Below are 15935 nucleotides of genomic sequence, written 5' to 3'. Positions count from 1 at the left end.
TCATGGGTATTTTTGATTATTTTCGCACCTCTAAACCTAAAACAGCTCAAGTAGCAAAAGAGCGCTTACAGATTTTAATTAAGCATGAGCGTATTGATCGGAGTGGCCCCGATTTTCTACCGCAGCTGCGCAATGATATTATGGAAGTGATTCGTAAATATGTGCAGATTGATGAGAAAGATGTGAATGTTCAGCTTGGAAGGGTGAATAACTACGAAGTACTTGAATTAAATATCACTTTACCAGATCGCACCGCCCAGTAGGTGCGATCTTCACGTGTCTATTTTTATTGCTATTTTAATTACTCTGTTTATTTTGGATAAAGTCAATGACATCTTGCGCGATAATAGCACCTGATTCGACCCCGACTAATTCACCTTTCGGGTTATAAATCATTAAGGCGGGTGTGCCTATTAAAGCTTCTTCCCCTTGATCGAGTAAAAACTTATCTAATTCAACAGTGTCGCTCATTAAGGTTGGAAAATTGACACGATGCTTTTGAATAAAACGCTGTGCTGCTTGTCGTCCGCGAGTGTACCCGTTATCGCCATCTAGCGAGATACCATATAAATCGGCTTGCGGATAGCGGTGTTTAAAGTCTCGCATATACAAGATAGCATCTGGGCAATACGGGCAGTCTGAAGCCCAGATTTCAAAGATAGTCCATTTACCTTTACCAACATACTCTAATAGCTCGACGGGTTTACCTTGTAGATCCGTCATGGCTTGAGCGGTCAAGCTTAAGCTGAGTAAGCCAGTCGCGATTACACTCAAGCAGAGCTTAGACAGGGTGTGGGATAATCTATGTGATTGTGTGTGCGGCAGCTTATTCAAACTAGCGTTCAAGATTGTTGCTCTTTCTTAATGAAAGCGATTAATTCATCAGCAGTGACTGGGCCGGGTTGAACCGCAATCAGTTTGCCTTGTGGGTTAAAGACTAACATCGTGGGGGTACCATAGAGGTCTTCACCAGCGGCTTTATTTAAGTAAGCATTGATCTCGCTGAGGTCACTGAGTAAATTCGGGAAGCTTAGGCTGTATTGTTTTACAAAAGCTTGAGCTGCTGCCTTAGCGTCTTGGCCATCAATCGAAATACCATAAACTTCAGCCTCAGGAAAGCTGACCTCAAAATCACTAAGATAATGAATGGTTTGGCGGCAAACATGGCAATCAGAAGCCCACACTTTCATCACCGTCCATTTGCCTTTACCGACGATATTCTCTAGTTTGACGGGGTTGCCTTGCAGATCGGTCATGGCCGTAACTGGCGTAGTGATTAGCAACCAAGTGCACAGAAGTGTGATAATACTTAGCATTTGAGTGGCGAGTCGTTTATTCATGCACAATACCTATTCCAAAATTCACAAATCACCTATACGGAGTAACCCTGCAATCAGATGCATGAGCCTCGCTATTCAGGTGGTATCATGACCAACCCTGTGTCAAGTTTTGGTCAATGGGTGGATGCCAATATACTCTTGATCGTTGCGGTCTGCATGTTTCTACTGGGGATGTTGGTGGCCTTTTTGGTGTATAACCGTCCACTCCAACAAGCCCGTCAAGAGCTAGAGCGCTTAAAGCTGCAATTACAATCAGAAGAGCAACTGCATGAAGAACGCTTACGCATGCTCGAAGATGCTCAAGATAAATTGCATAATACCTTTGCAGCCGCCTCACAGCGCGCTTTACGGGAAAATAATCAGCAGTTTTTGCAATTAGCCCAAGAAAGTATGCGCCGTTTTCAGAGTGAATCACAGGCGGATTTAGATCAACGTAAACAATCTATTCAATATCTATTAGAGCCAATTCGTTCGGCTTTAGAAAAAACAGAGCAGCAAATTCAAACCATTGAAAAGGATCGACAAGCTTCATTGGGCGCTTTAGGTGAGCAGTTGCGTCATTTGAGTTTAGATCAGTTGGCACTGCGCCAAGAGGCTAGCAAATTATCTTCAGCCTTGCGCAATCCGGGGATGCGTGGTGAATGGGGGGAGCTAACCTTAAGGCGTATTGTCGAAATGGCGGGGATGGTTGAGCATTGTGATTTTATGGAGCAAGTGCAGCGCAGTAATGAAGAGCGCACCATTCGTCCCGATATGGTGATTCGGATGCCCGATAAACGTGAGCTGGTGATTGATGCGAAAACACCGATGGATGCGTATATGGATGCAGCCCAAACCGATAATGATAAAGATCGGACTCAACACTTACAGCGTTATGCCCGTCATGTGCGTGAGCATGTAAGGTTGTTATCCGCAAAGCGCTATTGGGAACAGTTTGAGGGTGCGCCGGATTTTGTGGTGTTATTTATGCCGGGTGAACAATTTTTGGGCGCTGCACTGGAACATGACAAAACCTTAATGAACGATGCGCTAGAAGCTAAAGTTATACTTTCTACACCTGCTACACTCATGGCTTTGCTGCGTGCAGTCGCGTTTGGCTGGCAACAAGCGATTTTAACTGAGAATGCCACTCAGATTCGTGATGTGGGGATGGAACTCCACAAGCGCTTGTCGATTCTAAGCAGCCATGCTGAACGCTTAGGCAAACATTTAGAGGCAAGTGTAGACAGTTATAATCGCCTCTTAGGGTCGATGGAGCGAAGTGTGATGCCGAGTGCGAAACGCTTAGCTGAATTAGGGATTGAATCAGGTCGTGCTATGCCTGAACTCGTGCCTTTAGAATCCAGCCCACGTACCCCCTTGCAAGCAGCCTTAGCGTTTACCGAAGACTTACTTGACCAAGCATAATCTCAGTTGAGCACACCACTCAGGTCAAGAGTGCTTATTTCTTTTAACAATTTAGCGGTTCTATGACCTGTTAATTAGTAGGAAACGATCTTGAAACCCGTAAAAGCACGAGCTTATACCTCCTTATTTTTGATAGTTGGCGTATTGTTGCTGACTAGTGCGGTAATTTTTATATTTAGAGAGGTGCTAACCCCGTTTTTCTATTCAAAACAATTAGGTACTTTGGGCATTGTATTGAATTTAGCCATTATCCTGCTCTTCCTCATGGGCTTAACTCGCATGATGGCTTTATTTCTCAGTTATGCTCATGAAGAGGCCGTGCTAGAGCGCTTTGTTGATCGAGTCAAAGACAATGCGGCTAACCCTTTACATAAACTAGATAATCAATCCCTGATTGTGGAGCGGGTCAATGCTTTGCAAATTCTCTATGACCAGAATGCCGAGATTAACCAAGGCTCATTAGCGTCGATTGTGGCAGCAGGGGAGTCGGCTCGCTTTACGTTGGTACGTTTTGTGCATAATATTTTAATTATTTCAGGGGTATTTGGCACGGTCGTGTCTTTATCGGTCGCTCTGTTTAGTGCCGAGGGTTTATTGAATACACCAGATGATATGCAAAAAATGGGGGCGATTTTAGGTGGGATGTCGACTGCACTCAAAACCACCATCACCGCGATTTTGTGTTATGCAGTCTTTTCGTATTTTCATTTACGCTTGCAAGATATTCGCACCCAATTACTGGCTAATTTGGAACAAACCACGGCTTTATATGTGATGCCGCATTTCCGTACCACAGAAGGCAGTATTTTAAATGATGTCTCTATTCTCACTACTGAGTTGCGTCAAGCAGCAGAGGCAGTCATTAAAATTCAAGAGCGCTTTTTGCAAGCGGGTGATCGCTTACAATTAGCGGTGGATGATTTGCAGGGGCAGATTTCAACGATTGGCCATTCATTAGCTCGAACGGTGGAAACCAATAGTGATGATTTACGGGTGATTCGAGAGTCAATCCGTGAGGGCTTCCGGTTAGATGATAAGCCTGTCCCCACACTCCCTAAAACTGCTTTGATCAGTCGCTAGGTTAGTTAAGTATGCTCAATAGCAACTCACTTTTACAAATTCAGGATGCGCACGAAGAGAATTTCTGGCCTTCTTTTAGTGATGTCATGATGGTGATTCTCATGACCTTCCTGTTAGTCACGGTGTCGGTCTTGCTGTCAAATACGCGCTTATTGCAAGATTTACGCTCAAATATTGCTGCGAAAGATCAAGCTCGCCAAGTGGCTGCCACGACCTTGAAGGAAAATGCGACTTTAGAAGAGCAGCTGGATTATTATCGTCAACAGCTGAATTCGACCGAAACGGAGTTACTCCGTAGCCAAGCCTTAGCCGAGCAAACCCAAGCGAGTTTACGTTCTACCCAATCTGAATTGAAGCAAGCCAAGAGTTTAGCGACCACTCAAGCCAGCACTTTAGCAGCAAGAGCGACCCAATTGTCTAGCCTGCAACAAAATTTAAACGCTGCAACGACCACGACAGAGCGCCTACAAACTGAGCTTAAGGAAACCAAAGCGGCGCAAGAAGCTGAAACGACACAATTACGCAATGAACTGCAGCAAGCACAAACCGACTTGACCCAAACTAAAGCCGACAATGCAGAGCAAGCCTCTACCCTAACCAGTTTGCGCCTACAAATTGAAGAAAATCGCAAGGAGTTAGCTAGTTTAGAGGGTGAGTATTCGCAGTTAGATGAAAAATATCAAAAGTTGCTGAAACCTTCTCGTTCGGCTAAAGGTAAAACTGTGGTTGAGGTGATGTATACCCGCAATGGCTATAGCTTGCGTAAACCCGGAGATTCAAGTTATCAAACCGTGAGTTCTAGTGAACTCAATACCGCCTTGAGTGATTTGAAACTCAATCATGGTAACAATTTGTATGTGAAAATCGTGATTCCTTCCAACAGTGGTTTATCGTATAACCAAGCTTGGGCATTTACCCGCGATACCTTAGCGAAATACGATTATTATTATCAGGAAGATAATAGTGTCACTGCACCTGCTGAGGAAGAGTGATTCAAGAGTAGCCTTTACTGCCAAGCCTCGTCTTTTTGTTGTTCAACTAACCAAAAGGGTGATTGATTGAATTCATCCCGCTGGCAGGGCGGTTCAGCACTGACTAACCAATGAATACGGTAAGCCTCGATGCTGAAGAGGTTTTAGCCGCTCTGAGCTGACAGGTTGGGGATGAGCCTTGTAAAGTCTTGGACAAGAAAAGCGGAGAACATAGCCCCGTTTTTTTGCCCGGATGGGTGATGATAGCTTTTAGTATTTCTGGTGGGGCTGATTCTTAGGAGACCCAGCTTGATTGAAAGCATAGGCAACACTATTCAGTCTGTGGTTTATTTTTCTAAGTAGGCAGATGAATGGAGAAAAAATGCGGATTAAACGAGGGTTTGAATAGAGTGAATGCTCGAGGATAGCAGCCTCAATGTGTTTGAGGCTGCTATTAAAAGGTATTAGAGTTCAGGATTGGCTTTGATTTTATGAATCGACAAATCAGCGCCGTTATACTCTTCTTCTTGAGTCAAACGTAAGCCGAGAGTTTTCTTGAGGATGCCATACACAATAAAGCCCGAGGCTGTTGCAATCGTTACGCCTAGTAAAGTACCTGCAATTTGACTCATTAAGCTGACACCGCCCATACCACCGAAGGCTTCTAAGCCAAAGATACCTGCTGCAATGCCACCCCAAGCACCACATAAACCATGCAGTGGCCAGACACCGAGTACATCATCAATGCGCCATTTATTTTGTGCAGCGGTGAAAGCCCAAACGAAAATGGCGGCTGCCACCACGCCTGTGATTAAAGCACCTAAAGGATGCATAATATCAGAACCTGCGCAGACCGCGACTAGACCCGCTAACGGACCGTTATGGACAAAGCCGGGGTCATTTTTACCTAATACAATCGCCGCTAGAATTCCACCCACCATCGCCATTAATGAGTTAATCGCCACTAAACCACTAATACCTTGCACGGCTTGCGCAGACATCACATTAAAGCCAAACCAGCCGACTGTTAACGTCCAAGCCCCTAAAGCCAAGAAGGGAATATTCGATGGAGGATGAGCTGACATCGGTTTACCTTGTTTATTATAGCGACCGTAGCGTGCTCCTAATAAAATGACCGCGCCCAAGGCAATCCACCCTCCCATTGCATGCACGACCACAGAGCCTGCAAAATCATGAAACTTTGCCCCGAACAGGGATTCAAATCCCGCTTGAATACCAAAAGCACCATTCCAAGCGATACCTTCAAACAACGGATAAACCAAGGCGACTAAAATAAAGGTGGCTGCTAGTTGTGGATAAAACTTGGCACGCTCGGCAATACCCCCCGAAATAATCGCTGGGATCGCGGCGGCGAAAGTCAGCAGGAAGAAAAACTTCACTAAGCCGAAACCATTATTGGCAGCTAATTCATGGGCGCTGTGGAAAAAGCCCGTTTGATAAGCGACATAGTAGCCAATGAAAAAATAGGCAATGGTCGAAACGGCAAAATCAGCGATAATTTTCACTAAGGCATTGACTTGGTTTTTATGCCGAACCGTACCCACTTCAAGGAAAGCAAAACCTGCGTGCATGGCTAAAACCATCACAGCCCCAATCAATACAAATAGAGTATCTAGAGCGGGAACCAATTGCTCCATGCGATATAACCTCTTGAACAATGCAGAAAGTGCAGCCATCTTAGTCAGTGCAGCAGACTTGACTAGTGTTGAAACGCACAAAGATAGGGATTTTTTGAAAATATTGGATTTTTGCAGCAAACTCTAAAAAATAGCGAGCTATTTTAGTGCTTAATAAATTTTATGCACTTTTTTAGTTAATGCTATGCATTATTTAAGTGCTTTGGTAAAAGGCAGTATTTATCAGGTTAAAGGGCGTATTTTTAGAAGGAAAACGCCTATAATCTACGGGTCGAGTGTCACTCCCGCATAGGTATGAAATATGGATATCGCTACTTCCACTGCGCGCCGTTCGCTACGTGAGCCTCTTTCTGCGTTAGCATTATTTGCAGGGGGGCTGGCGTGGATTGCTGCCTTTTGGTTTCCAGCCTTTTACACCAGCCAAGGCGCTGTTGAGGGGTATTGGGTATTTGCGACAGGTTGGATGGGCTTTGCTATTTTTCAATTTGCTTGGTATGCAAACTTATTGATGCTCCTCGGTATTGGCCTGATGTATACCTCACCGTTATGGGGTGCGACTTTTGCTGGAGTCGGGGTCTTGGTAGCAACTCAAGCTTTTTGGTTTAGCTCCATTCCAACGGGTGAAGTGGACATGCCGATTTTGCAAGTCGGGCAAGGATTCTGGTTTTGGTATGGCAGTATTATTTTATTAGGTATCGGTGTTTTTCTAGGCTCTGAACAGTTAGAGGCAGAAAAAAATCAAAGTACCAACAATCAACAAGCGGTGATCCCTGAACTTAAACTGCAAAAAATCCCTACCCCTGAGCCAAGTACTGCCATAAGTTCTGCGTTAGTTCCAGTCGCCTTAACGCAGGCCAAGGCCGAAGAACTCGCGGTTGAGACTCAAACAGTGATTAATGCTCCAGCTACTCCGTCTAGGCCTAGCGTGGTGAGTGTGGTTGAAGATCATCCTACCATAGAGCCTGAACCTGAGCTGTCGTCTCTGCCCTTTGCACGAGTACCTGAGCCAGACCTGCCTAATTTTGCTGAGTTAACAGCGGCGAATGAGCAAGATTATTTTCAATTAGCCAATGAGCAAGCTTTAAAACCTGTTTATACCGAGCATTTAGCTGAAGATTGGCCACCTAATATAAGTCTAGTGGTCAGCCCTGATCCTGATCCTTTTAAGACTGAGCCTCAGCTAGCCGCTAGTTTAGACACTAACCCAGCAAACTCAAAGCTGGATTCGCTAGCTGAAGTTGAACAGCCTTTAGTCGCGGCACGCTCTGCAGAACGTCAACCATCAACGGCTGCCTTTTTTGATCCGTGGAAGGTTTAAAAAGCTTAAGACGGAAGTTCTTTTAAGTACAACCGCCTTGGAGCAAACTGGCTTAAAGGCGGTCGAGACCCTAGTTGGAGCTGTAGTAGTAACCAGCTGTCGTTAGCTCTGCTAACTTGAACGCATTAACTTGCTAAAGCGTACAAGCTTTAGCTTGGGCTTGTTTACGTAAATCCGCCGCAATCTTAAATAACTCTTGTGCTTTAGCCTGCTGTTGGTTACGGGCTTGGCTGGTTGCTTGGCTTTCTAAGACTTTGATTTTTAAGGCGAGAGTATTGCAAGATTGAGTATCCACTGGGCGAAAGCTTGGAGGATTCGCCGGAGTCGTGACTCTTGCAGGTTGCGGGGGTACGGGGGTAGCACGAGGCGTGGCAGCGGGTTGATTTCGCCGCAAGGCCGCTAAACGGCGTTGATCCGCCAACGTTTGGGCGCGCTGCTGCTCAGCTAAGCGTTGGGCTGCAGTACTGGTTGGTGAATTTTGGGGTGATGGGGGCGTAGGATTAGCCTGTGGACGTACAACCTGAGCGTTGACAGGGCGAGGCTGTTGCAGGTTAGCAGGGCGTAGATTTCCATTCGGATTAGGGCGGTTGGTCGCAACCGGTGTCACCACCGGCGCAGGACCTGGGGTCATACTGCGATAGCAATAATAAGAAATGCTACAGTTAGTGGCATAAACAGGGCTAGCGAACAAAGCGCTGACCAAAACAGTCACGCCCAGCGAGGTTTGCAAACGCATGTCAGATTCCTTTCGGTTGGGGTTCGTAGGGTTTTTGACGCTATAAATTAAGAATAGTTTACCAGATAGAGCAGGGATATGCCTGCATGAACCGTGAACAGTGTAGATTTTGTGCGGGTTAGAGGCTGTTATCAGCTAGTTCTAGCAAGGTAACAGCCAAGGCCTGGCGCATTTAATGGTGATGATGGCCACCCGGTCCATGAGCATGACCGTGACTTAATTCATCTTTAGTGGCTGCGCGGACTTCTAAAATTTTGACTTTAAAGTGCAAAGTTTCACCTGCTAAGGGGTGATTACCATCAATTGAGATGGTATCGCCATCAACTGCGGTGATCACAATCGTTTGCATACCTGCATTGGTTTGAGCATGGAATTGTGCACCGGGAACAATATGTTCCTCATCAGCGCCTGCAAACATCGCACGAGGTACTTGTTGTAATAAGTTATCGTCTTTGAGGCCATAGGCTAGTTCGGGTGGAATGGTGACTTCCAATTCCTCACCGGCTTGTTTACCGGATAAAGCATTTTCGAGGCCGGGAATAATATTATGAGCACCATGCAGATACACAAACGGATGTTGGGCATCAGCTTGATCAAGAATGTCGCCTTGGGTGTCGGTTAACACATAAGCCAAACTGGCAACAGTATTGGGAGCAATTTGCATGCAAGTTTCCTTTAGGGTTGGCAGCGACTCTCAGGATGGTCGCGGCGATGATTCAGGTAGCGATTGCTACCATCCGGGCTGGTTTTAAAGCGCCGGTGTGTCCACAGATACTGTTCGGGGAACATGCGTATCTGTTGCTCGATGATCTGGTTGATTCGGGCGGTGTCAGTATGAACGGATTCGCTAGGAAAGTCTTGTAGGGCGGGCAAAAAGCGCAGTAGATAGCCTTGTGGGGTGCGTACTGTGAAAAAGGGTACGACCTTGGCTCGCCCTAACGAAGCGATTCGGCTGGTTGCGGTATTCGTCGCAGCATCAACGCCAAAAAAGGGTAAGAATAGGCTGGTTTTTTGGTCAAAGTGTTGATCCTGTGCATACCAAACGGTAAAACCTTGCTTCAAACTATGTAGCATATTCCGAATATTATCGCGGGAAATAGTTTGCCCATAGCGATTAGTGCGCAGTTTAGCCACTTGTTGTTCAATAACCGCATTTTGATGCGGGCGATAAACCACATGCAAGGGCAAATAAGGAGCGAGTAAGCGGCCACCTAACTCAAGGCTAGTGAAATGCGCACTCAGTAGAATCACTCCACCTTGTTGATGGGCATTTTTTAAATATTCCAAGCCTTCAAAAAAAGCGAGTTTGGCTAAACGTCGTTCACTGCCCCACCAACTCAATGCTGTTTCTAATAAACCTTGACCAAGAGAAATAAAATGCTGACGATTTAAAGCTAGGCGTTCTTCAGGTTTTAACTCAGGAAAAGCCAGCTCTAAATTCACACAGCAAATATAACGGCGCTTTTTAAGGGTTTGGAACATGACTAAACCCAGCTGTTTACCTAGCCACATTTGTACACGCCACGGCAATTGGACGATCAGCCATAAACAGCCTAGACCGAGCCAAGTTAGCCAATAGCGGGGGTGAAATAGAGCCTGCTGTTTTTGTGTGCTTTGATCCATGCCAAGGGTTATTTTGTTAAAAAGCTTGGCTATGTTAAACAGTTTAGGGGAATTTGCTAGTGACCTTAGGACTTCAGTTGTAATCTTCAGTGCAATGGTAAAAGTCAGCCACTAAGCTACTTAGTCACTGACTTTAGCTAAATTTGTTAAAGATTTAGTAGGCAGGTGGTTTATAAGGCGTATTGTAATGAGCAGGTGGGGTATAGGCTTGTTTAGCGGCACAACGCCATTCATAAGCATAGTTGTAGTAACGTTTTTGGCATTCATAGACCGCGCAGGCATACCCATAATGATCTTTGCAGCTGGCGACCGCAAATTTCTCTGCTTCCCATTTAGTCGGATACCAAGGACTCCAGGGGCTCCAAGCAACCGCTGCTCCGGCTAAAAGCAATAGAACAGTGAATAAACCGAACTTTTTCATGACACACTCCTCGCTTGAGTTTGTCTGATCCAGTCTACGCTCATTTTCAGTGTTTGCAAATCATACTCAAATATCAATGAGATATAAAATATCAGCAACTCAGCTCTCTCTGTGCGGAATGAGCTAAGCTAGTAAGAACAACGGAAAACAATGGCAGGGTTAAGAAGGAAAACTATGCGTATTTTATGTATTTTAATCGGTCTTGGTTTGTTAGTGCTGTGTCTTGGATTTGCCTTGCGTTTACCTTGGGCTTTGAGTCTCTGGCCTTGGGAAGATGGTAAGCTTTCGTATCTATTCATTGCCGCGATTTGTGCAGGGATCGCGCTACCGGTGCTTTGGATTGGTCTAACAGAAGAATATGCAGCGATTCGAGCGGGTGCTTTGGATTTTGCAATGACGTATGCGGGTCTACTGGCCACTTTAGTGATCACTTATCCTGCTGTACAAGAGTGGATTGCACCACCGCTTGCGATGGGTTTATGTGCGGCCTCTTTAATACTGAATCTAGGCTTGTACGCTTGGTCGAGAAACCTTCCTTTTAAATATGATCAGCCGATTCCAGCCTTATTGCGTTTTTCCTTCGGGCTATTTTTCCTCGCACTCGTGGTTGTCGGTATTAGCCTAGTGTTACGCCTGCCGCATATTTTCCCTTGGCCACTTAAACCCCAAACCTCCATTGTATTTGGTTGGATTTACTTGGGTGCAGCCGTTTATTTTCTTTATGGCTTGATTTACCCCGTCTGGGGAAATGTGAAAGGGCAATTAGCAGGTTTTTTAGCTTATGATCTATTGTTGATTTGGCCTTTTATTCAGCATTTGACAAATACGGTCAAGCCTGAGCACCAGTTGAGTTTATTCGTTTATTTATCAGTTTTAATCTATAGCGCCATGTTAGCGATTTACTATTTATTTATTCACCGGGAATCTAGGTTGTTTTCTAGTAAAGTTAACTTATAAATGAGTTATTTAGATGTCTGTGGTTTTTCCTAGCACCTGCAAGCAAGCCATGCTGAGGCGCTTAGCTAATTGAATATAACTAGCCTCTTGTGATTGTTGGGCTAATAAATCTAACTGTTGAGCAGCTGCTAGGGCTAGCTCAATTTGCTGGGTTTTTAAGTAGAACTCAGCAATGCCTTGATACAAAGGCAGCTTTAAAATCCAATCAATGGCCTGTGCATCGTCTAGCAAATAGGCATTAATCGTATTAATGTAATTTTGAGCCTGATTAAGTTCAGCCTGTTTGGTTTTTAGATGGATCAGAATAATGATACTAAAGAAATAGGCACTAGTCTTAAACGGTGCTAATTGCTGTTGTTGGTGAATAGGCTCTACTAATGAAGCTGCCTGTTGATAATCTTGAGTATGGATTAGTAGCCAAGCTTGTTGCAATTGAAAATGTGTTACCCAATGAATTTGAGCATTTTTTTCAGCTAAGGCTAAAGCCTCTTTAATCAAGCTTGCCATTTCTGACCATTGCCCAAGATAGAAATAAGACCAAGCCTGAAAAAAAATACTCCCCAAATAGCTATTCGCATCACCAGCGGCTTTAGCCAGCTGTTGAGTTTCCAGTGCAATCTCAGTGGCTTGCTGATAATTTGAAGTAATGATTAAATAATAAATATACAGTAGGAAATGCGTACATTTCAGTGTGGGGTCATTGGTTTGCTGTGCAAGTCGCATGGCAGATTCATAATCTTCACGGTATTCAGGGCGATAGCCTTCAATAATACTCCGCCAATGGGCTAACTTGCCGCGTGCATGGGTCGTGAGTGCTGCATCACCTAGGGTTTCACTTAAGGCAACTGCGCCTTGCCCGGTGACTAGACATTGTTGGCGATTGACCCAAAATAGCGCTCCTGCTAAGCCTAATAAACCCCGCACCGTATGCTGATTGGATTGGGTTTCACTCGCTGCAATCAAAGTTTGATAAGCAGGGATGGCAAGAGCTAACTGACCACTAGCCAGTAAGAGGTTGCAGCGCTGCTCTAGCCAATCGAGTGTAGCCAAGCCATCTTTAGTTTGAATCTGAGTCAGCTCGATAATGTGCTCAAGTTGTTGCAGGGCCTCATGATAAGCAAAGCGTTGGCTAGCCACGCGGCTGGCTTGTTGTAGGCAATGGATTGCTTGGCTGAGATCTCCGCCTTGTTCAAAGTGATAAGCCAATTTCGCGGCAATTTCCGCACTCCGCTCTTGATAAGCAGCCTGTAAACGTTTGGCGAGACGTAAATGATAATGGCGACGGCGGGCGGCTGATAGGGTTGTATAAATAAACTCTTGGTAGATTTTATGGCGGAAACGATAGCTTTCCCCAATCGAGCCATCTGGCCAAACATATTCGCCACTTGAAATTAGCCAAAATTCCTTTAATAGCAGTTGCTCATAGTCATCTTCTAGGCTGAGCACATCTTGCTCAAGAATTGCCGCACAACCTTCTGAGGTACTACGGCTAATGGCAATACTGGCTGCTTGTAACAGCTGCGTTTCTTTAGGATGCAAACTAGCAAATTTGAATGCCAATAAAGTTTTTAAGCCACCGGAAATGGCTTGCTCTAACCAAGTGGGCGTGATCTCGGCCAGTTCGAGGTAGGCGCTACTTTTTTTGATATGCTCTAGGGCAGTAAAGACGAACAGGGGGTTGCCTTCCGTATAGCGTTGGAAGAGTTCAACAGCCCAAGCAGGATTCAAGGCGGGTGGCAATTGTTCTGTTAAATAAGCCGCTAAATCAGCAGAGTTTAAGGCCATTAAATCTAGGGTTTGGCATTTTTGCGCCGCCGCGAGTTCCCCTAAGAGACTTTTTAGGCGGGTTTGCTGCTGTAAGTGGGAGGGTCTTAAGCTGCTGATGAGGAGTAAGCGTGCAGGCTGTTGGCGTTGAATCAGGGTTGCTAATAGCTCGATTGAGGCTGCATCACTCCAATGCACATCCTCAATTACCCAGATCAGTGGCAATTGTTTGCTGAGCTGCTCAATGAAGTCGGCAAATTCACGTAACATCCGCCCCGTGGTCGCCCCAAAGGGTTCTGCGAGCTTTACTTCATGGCTAGGCTGATAGGCGGGTGGTAATTGCGCTAGCCAAATGGGTGCATATTGCTTGAGGTGGCTAAGCACTAAGTTGTGTTGTGTACCTGTCACTAGCTCGATTAAGGCATCCACAAACGGTTGGTAGGCTTCGGTTTGCCCATATTGATCCAAGCACTGGACTTTCACGACCACTTGCTGCGTGGGTAAACTGGCTAGCCAATGGTTAAGCAGGGTCGTTTTGCCAAAACCTGCCTCCGCTTGCACCAAGATACTCTGCTTATGCCCCGCCAAACTGTCTTCCCAAGCCTTGTGTAATTGTGCCAGTTCAGAGACTCGACCCAACAAAGCAGGCTGAGTGTTTAGCTTGGATTCAAGCGTAGGAACACTGGATGCATGGGGCAGGGTGTGTGCTTGAACCGCTTCAAGCTCAGGCAACTCCCCAATAAAACGATAACCGCGTCGATGCACTGTCTCAATAAAGCGCGGATCTTTCGCGTCATCCGCTAAGGCTTTGCGCAACTCGCCAATCGTGACCTTCAACACCGCATCGGTAACAAACACCCCCGGCCACACTGCTGTTAATAATTCTTCTTTGGTGACTAATTGCTGAGGGTGTTGGCAGAGATAAGTCAGGATGCCGAAGGCTTTGGGCGGGAGTTGGATCGTGCCGTGTTCGGTCAGGAGAGTTTGATTACTAGGGTCAAAACGAATCGAGGGCGGCATGGGTAAGATCTTTAGGATAAGTAGGGTAAGTTTATAACAAGTTTACCAAAACTTTACTATTTCTTTATGACGCTAATGGTCGTTTTTCATAAGATGATTTCAACAAAGCAAGCAGTAAAAATAAAAGCTAAGTTAAATTAGCAAAATGAAATCAGTCTATATAATATTTACTAAGGAAGTAAATCATGAAAACTCAAAGTCTAAAAGCTACTCTGCTCACACTAGTTATTAGTATGCCATTAATAGCAGCTGCTAATTCAGCTCAAGAAGCTAATCTTAAAAATGTTGATATGGTTTTTGAATGTGAAAACAATCAAATATTAGATAAAAATGGTAACTTATGTGAAAAGCCCTATACTAAAATTTATGATAAGATACCTAATGCTTTTTTCAAAAAAGATCAACCCACTGAAGTCGTGATTATTAAAGGTAATGCTTATGTAGAAGGTGATATTTTTGTAGGTACTGAAAAAGAGTTAGATGCATATCAGGTTCAACAACAAGCAAGATCATTAACTCTTGATTCAGGGCGTTGGACGGGCGGTGTTATCCCGTTTGAGATAGTCGATGGTGCTACGCCAGCAGAGCGTTTCACAGATAATGAGCGTAGTACTACTATTAGTGTATTAAATCAGTATTCAACTAGGACTAATGTGTGCTTTCGGCCACGAGTCTCAGAGTCAGCGCGAATTAAATTCAAAAAATATACTGAAGCAGGGCTAGGTTTTTTGGGAGGTCAATCTTTACTGGGTAAATGTGCAACTTGTTTGGATGGGCAAGAAGTTAAGCTATCGGCATCTAGCCAAAGAATTGTGACACATGAAGTGGGTCACGCCCTTGGACTAGGGCATGAGCATACTCGAGAGGATCGTGACAGCTTTGTCTCAATTATATTAAGTAATGTTGAGCCGTTAAATATCGGTAATTTTTTGCAGATGCCAATCATTTCAACAGATATAGGCAGTTATGATTTTAATTCTGTGATGCATTACAGATATAATGGCTTTGGTAAAAAGATTAATGGTGTAACACAAAGGACAATTATTAATCTAAGTAATCCCTCTGATACTAGTTTTGGATCATCATCCACCTTAAGTAATGGTGATGTAGTAGGTATTAATCACATGTACCCTACCAATCAACCCTGCGCGACTTTAAGTGATTTAAGTCCGGGTGAGTTAGCTGTGGGTGCTGCAAGAACTGTAACCGTTAGAGCAGATACTTCTCATAATCTAAGTGGTATATTTATGCGTCAAGGTCAGCGCTTTGAATTTACCACTAGCAGCCCTAGTTGGAAAAATGGCTCAACTAGCACAACTTGTAATGGTTATCCGGGTAATGTGTTTGATGCTGGTCGTCGTCATCTTGATATTAATATGATGGCTCTGACAGGTGAGCTTTTTAACCAAAATAATACAACGAGTTATTCAGGGACTTATTTTAGAATTGGCTGTGGAAAAACAACTTTAACAGCACCTAGAAGTGGTTATCTGGTTAATTTTGCAAACGATGCTTTAGTTTCGTATGGTGATAATTCTCAAGTTGTGAATCTCACTGTGAAAAGAGTTCAATAAGCATTAAAGTTTAATTCTAATTGGCCATGCAGTAGAGAGTCATCAGTTGACTCTCTAGATTTTTTC

The 15935-nt window shown here is 44.6% G+C and carries 15 protein-coding genes; 7 read left to right on the top strand and 8 right to left on the bottom strand.

The genetic code is table 11. From position 1 onward, the window contains the following. The first annotated feature begins 2 nt into the window (after window positions 1-2). The gene (minE, locus tag B5D50_RS11145) at window positions 3-263 is read left to right on the top strand and encodes a cell division topological specificity factor MinE (RefSeq protein ID WP_078922725.1); all 261 of its coding nucleotides are present in this window, start codon (window positions 3-5) and stop codon (window positions 261-263) included. Window positions 264-297: 34 nt separating this feature from the next. Here the strand turns inward: minE and B5D50_RS11140 are convergent, their stop codons facing one another. Beyond that, entirely contained in the window at window positions 298-774 is a 477-nt protein-coding gene (locus B5D50_RS11140) for a TlpA family protein disulfide reductase (protein WP_078922724.1), read from the bottom strand. A gap of 68 nt (window positions 775-842) precedes the next feature. Continuing rightward, entirely contained in the window at window positions 843-1340 is a 498-nt protein-coding gene (locus B5D50_RS11135; RefSeq protein WP_234975858.1) for a TlpA family protein disulfide reductase, read from the bottom strand. A gap of 87 nt (window positions 1341-1427) precedes the next feature. On the opposite strand from B5D50_RS11135, the gene rmuC reads away from it, so the two are divergent. The 3 genes from rmuC (at window position 1428) to B5D50_RS11120 (ending at window position 4819) form a co-directional block, all read left to right on the top strand. Further along, entirely contained in the window at window positions 1428-2747 is a 1320-nt protein-coding gene (gene rmuC, locus B5D50_RS11130; RefSeq protein WP_078922778.1) for a DNA recombination protein RmuC, read from the top strand. A gap of 90 nt (window positions 2748-2837) precedes the next feature. Next, on the top strand, window positions 2838-3827 hold the full coding sequence (locus tag B5D50_RS11125; protein WP_234975857.1) for a MotA/TolQ/ExbB proton channel family protein: 990 nt from the start codon (window positions 2838-2840) through the stop codon (window positions 3825-3827). An 11-nt stretch (window positions 3828-3838) separates the two neighbouring features. Then, window positions 3839-4819 carry a hypothetical protein gene (locus tag B5D50_RS11120; RefSeq protein WP_078922722.1) on the top strand — a complete coding sequence of 327 codons (981 nt, stop codon included), beginning with the start codon at window positions 3839-3841 and terminating at the stop codon, window positions 4817-4819. A gap of 443 nt (window positions 4820-5262) precedes the next feature. On the opposite strand, the gene B5D50_RS11115 is transcribed toward B5D50_RS11120, so the two are convergent. Further along, window positions 5263-6456 (bottom strand): ammonium transporter, encoded by a 1194-nt coding sequence (locus tag B5D50_RS11115; protein WP_078922721.1) that lies wholly within the window; start codon window positions 6454-6456, stop codon window positions 5263-5265. A gap of 301 nt (window positions 6457-6757) precedes the next feature. Here B5D50_RS11115 and B5D50_RS11110 point away from each other — a divergent pair, with 301 nt between their 5' ends. Continuing rightward, on the top strand, window positions 6758-7774 hold the full coding sequence (locus tag B5D50_RS11110) for a hypothetical protein (protein WP_078922720.1): 1017 nt from the start codon (window positions 6758-6760) through the stop codon (window positions 7772-7774). A 133-nt stretch (window positions 7775-7907) separates the two neighbouring features. Here B5D50_RS11110 and B5D50_RS11105 read toward each other — a convergent pair whose 3' ends face one another. The 4 genes from B5D50_RS11105 to B5D50_RS11090 all read right to left on the bottom strand — a co-directional run bounded on the left by B5D50_RS11105 (window position 7908) and on the right by B5D50_RS11090 (window position 10554). Next, complete coding sequence (locus B5D50_RS11105; protein ID WP_078922719.1) at window positions 7908-8510, bottom strand: hypothetical protein; 603 nt, start codon at window positions 8508-8510, stop codon at window positions 7908-7910. Window positions 8511-8682: 172 nt separating this feature from the next. Further along, window positions 8683-9174: an FKBP-type peptidyl-prolyl cis-trans isomerase gene (locus B5D50_RS11100; RefSeq protein WP_078922718.1), complete on the bottom strand. Its 492-nt coding sequence runs from the start codon at window positions 9172-9174 to the stop codon at window positions 8683-8685. A gap of 11 nt (window positions 9175-9185) precedes the next feature. Beyond that, window positions 9186-10133 carry an LpxL/LpxP family Kdo(2)-lipid IV(A) lauroyl/palmitoleoyl acyltransferase gene (gene lpxL, locus B5D50_RS11095; RefSeq protein WP_078922717.1) on the bottom strand — a complete coding sequence of 316 codons (948 nt, stop codon included), beginning with the start codon at window positions 10131-10133 and terminating at the stop codon, window positions 9186-9188. A 154-nt stretch (window positions 10134-10287) separates the two neighbouring features. After that, window positions 10288-10554 carry a hypothetical protein gene (locus tag B5D50_RS11090; RefSeq protein ID WP_078922716.1) on the bottom strand — a complete coding sequence of 89 codons (267 nt, stop codon included), beginning with the start codon at window positions 10552-10554 and terminating at the stop codon, window positions 10288-10290. A 174-nt stretch (window positions 10555-10728) separates the two neighbouring features. Here B5D50_RS11090 and B5D50_RS11085 point away from each other — a divergent pair, with 174 nt between their 5' ends. Next, on the top strand, window positions 10729-11511 hold the full coding sequence (locus tag B5D50_RS11085; RefSeq protein WP_078922715.1) for a hypothetical protein: 783 nt from the start codon (window positions 10729-10731) through the stop codon (window positions 11509-11511). Window positions 11512-11520: 9 nt separating this feature from the next. Here B5D50_RS11085 and B5D50_RS11080 read toward each other — a convergent pair whose 3' ends face one another. Then, window positions 11521-14295 carry an AAA family ATPase gene (locus tag B5D50_RS11080; protein WP_078922714.1) on the bottom strand — a complete coding sequence of 925 codons (2775 nt, stop codon included), beginning with the start codon at window positions 14293-14295 and terminating at the stop codon, window positions 11521-11523. Between the two features lie 185 nt (window positions 14296-14480). On the opposite strand from B5D50_RS11080, the gene B5D50_RS11075 reads away from it, so the two are divergent. Further along, window positions 14481-15869: a M12 family metallopeptidase gene (locus B5D50_RS11075; protein ID WP_078922713.1), complete on the top strand. Its 1389-nt coding sequence runs from the start codon at window positions 14481-14483 to the stop codon at window positions 15867-15869. The last annotated feature ends 66 nt before the right edge of the window (window positions 15870-15935 follow it).

It is taken from the genome of Thiothrix eikelboomii (genome assembly GCF_900167255.1).
GTDB lineage: Bacteria > Pseudomonadota > Gammaproteobacteria > Thiotrichales > Thiotrichaceae > Thiolinea > Thiolinea eikelboomii.
Note: the sequence above shows the minus strand (reverse complement) of the source record. Positions and strands in the feature narration are given on the sequence as shown.

Bases quoted from the DNA above. Each gene is read 5' to 3' on its own strand.
- B5D50_RS11100 (WP_078922718.1), bottom strand. From the start codon at position 9,174: ATGCAAATTGCTCCCAATACTGTTGCCAGTTTGGCTTATGTGTTAACC.
- B5D50_RS11120 (WP_078922722.1), top strand. From the start codon at position 3,839: ATGCTCAATAGCAACTCACTTTTACAAATTCAGGATGCGCACGAAGAG.
- B5D50_RS11115 (WP_078922721.1), bottom strand. From the start codon at position 6,456: ATGGAGCAATTGGTTCCCGCTCTAGATACTCTATTTGTATTGATTGGG.
- B5D50_RS11075 (WP_078922713.1), top strand. From the start codon at position 14,481: ATGAAAACTCAAAGTCTAAAAGCTACTCTGCTCACACTAGTTATTAGT.
- B5D50_RS11135 (WP_234975858.1), bottom strand. From the start codon at position 1,340: ATGAATAAACGACTCGCCACTCAAATGCTAAGTATTATCACACTTCTG.
- minE (WP_078922725.1), top strand. From the start codon at position 3: ATGGGTATTTTTGATTATTTTCGCACCTCTAAACCTAAAACAGCTCAA.
- B5D50_RS11110 (WP_078922720.1), top strand. From the start codon at position 6,758: ATGGATATCGCTACTTCCACTGCGCGCCGTTCGCTACGTGAGCCTCTT.
- rmuC (WP_078922778.1), top strand. From the start codon at position 1,428: ATGACCAACCCTGTGTCAAGTTTTGGTCAATGGGTGGATGCCAATATA.
- B5D50_RS11080 (WP_078922714.1), bottom strand. From the start codon at position 14,295: ATGCCGCCCTCGATTCGTTTTGACCCTAGTAATCAAACTCTCCTGACC.
- B5D50_RS11085 (WP_078922715.1), top strand. From the start codon at position 10,729: ATGCGTATTTTATGTATTTTAATCGGTCTTGGTTTGTTAGTGCTGTGT.
- B5D50_RS11105 (WP_078922719.1), bottom strand. From the start codon at position 8,510: ATGCGTTTGCAAACCTCGCTGGGCGTGACTGTTTTGGTCAGCGCTTTG.
- lpxL (WP_078922717.1), bottom strand. From the start codon at position 10,133: ATGGATCAAAGCACACAAAAACAGCAGGCTCTATTTCACCCCCGCTAT.
- B5D50_RS11090 (WP_078922716.1), bottom strand. From the start codon at position 10,554: ATGAAAAAGTTCGGTTTATTCACTGTTCTATTGCTTTTAGCCGGAGCA.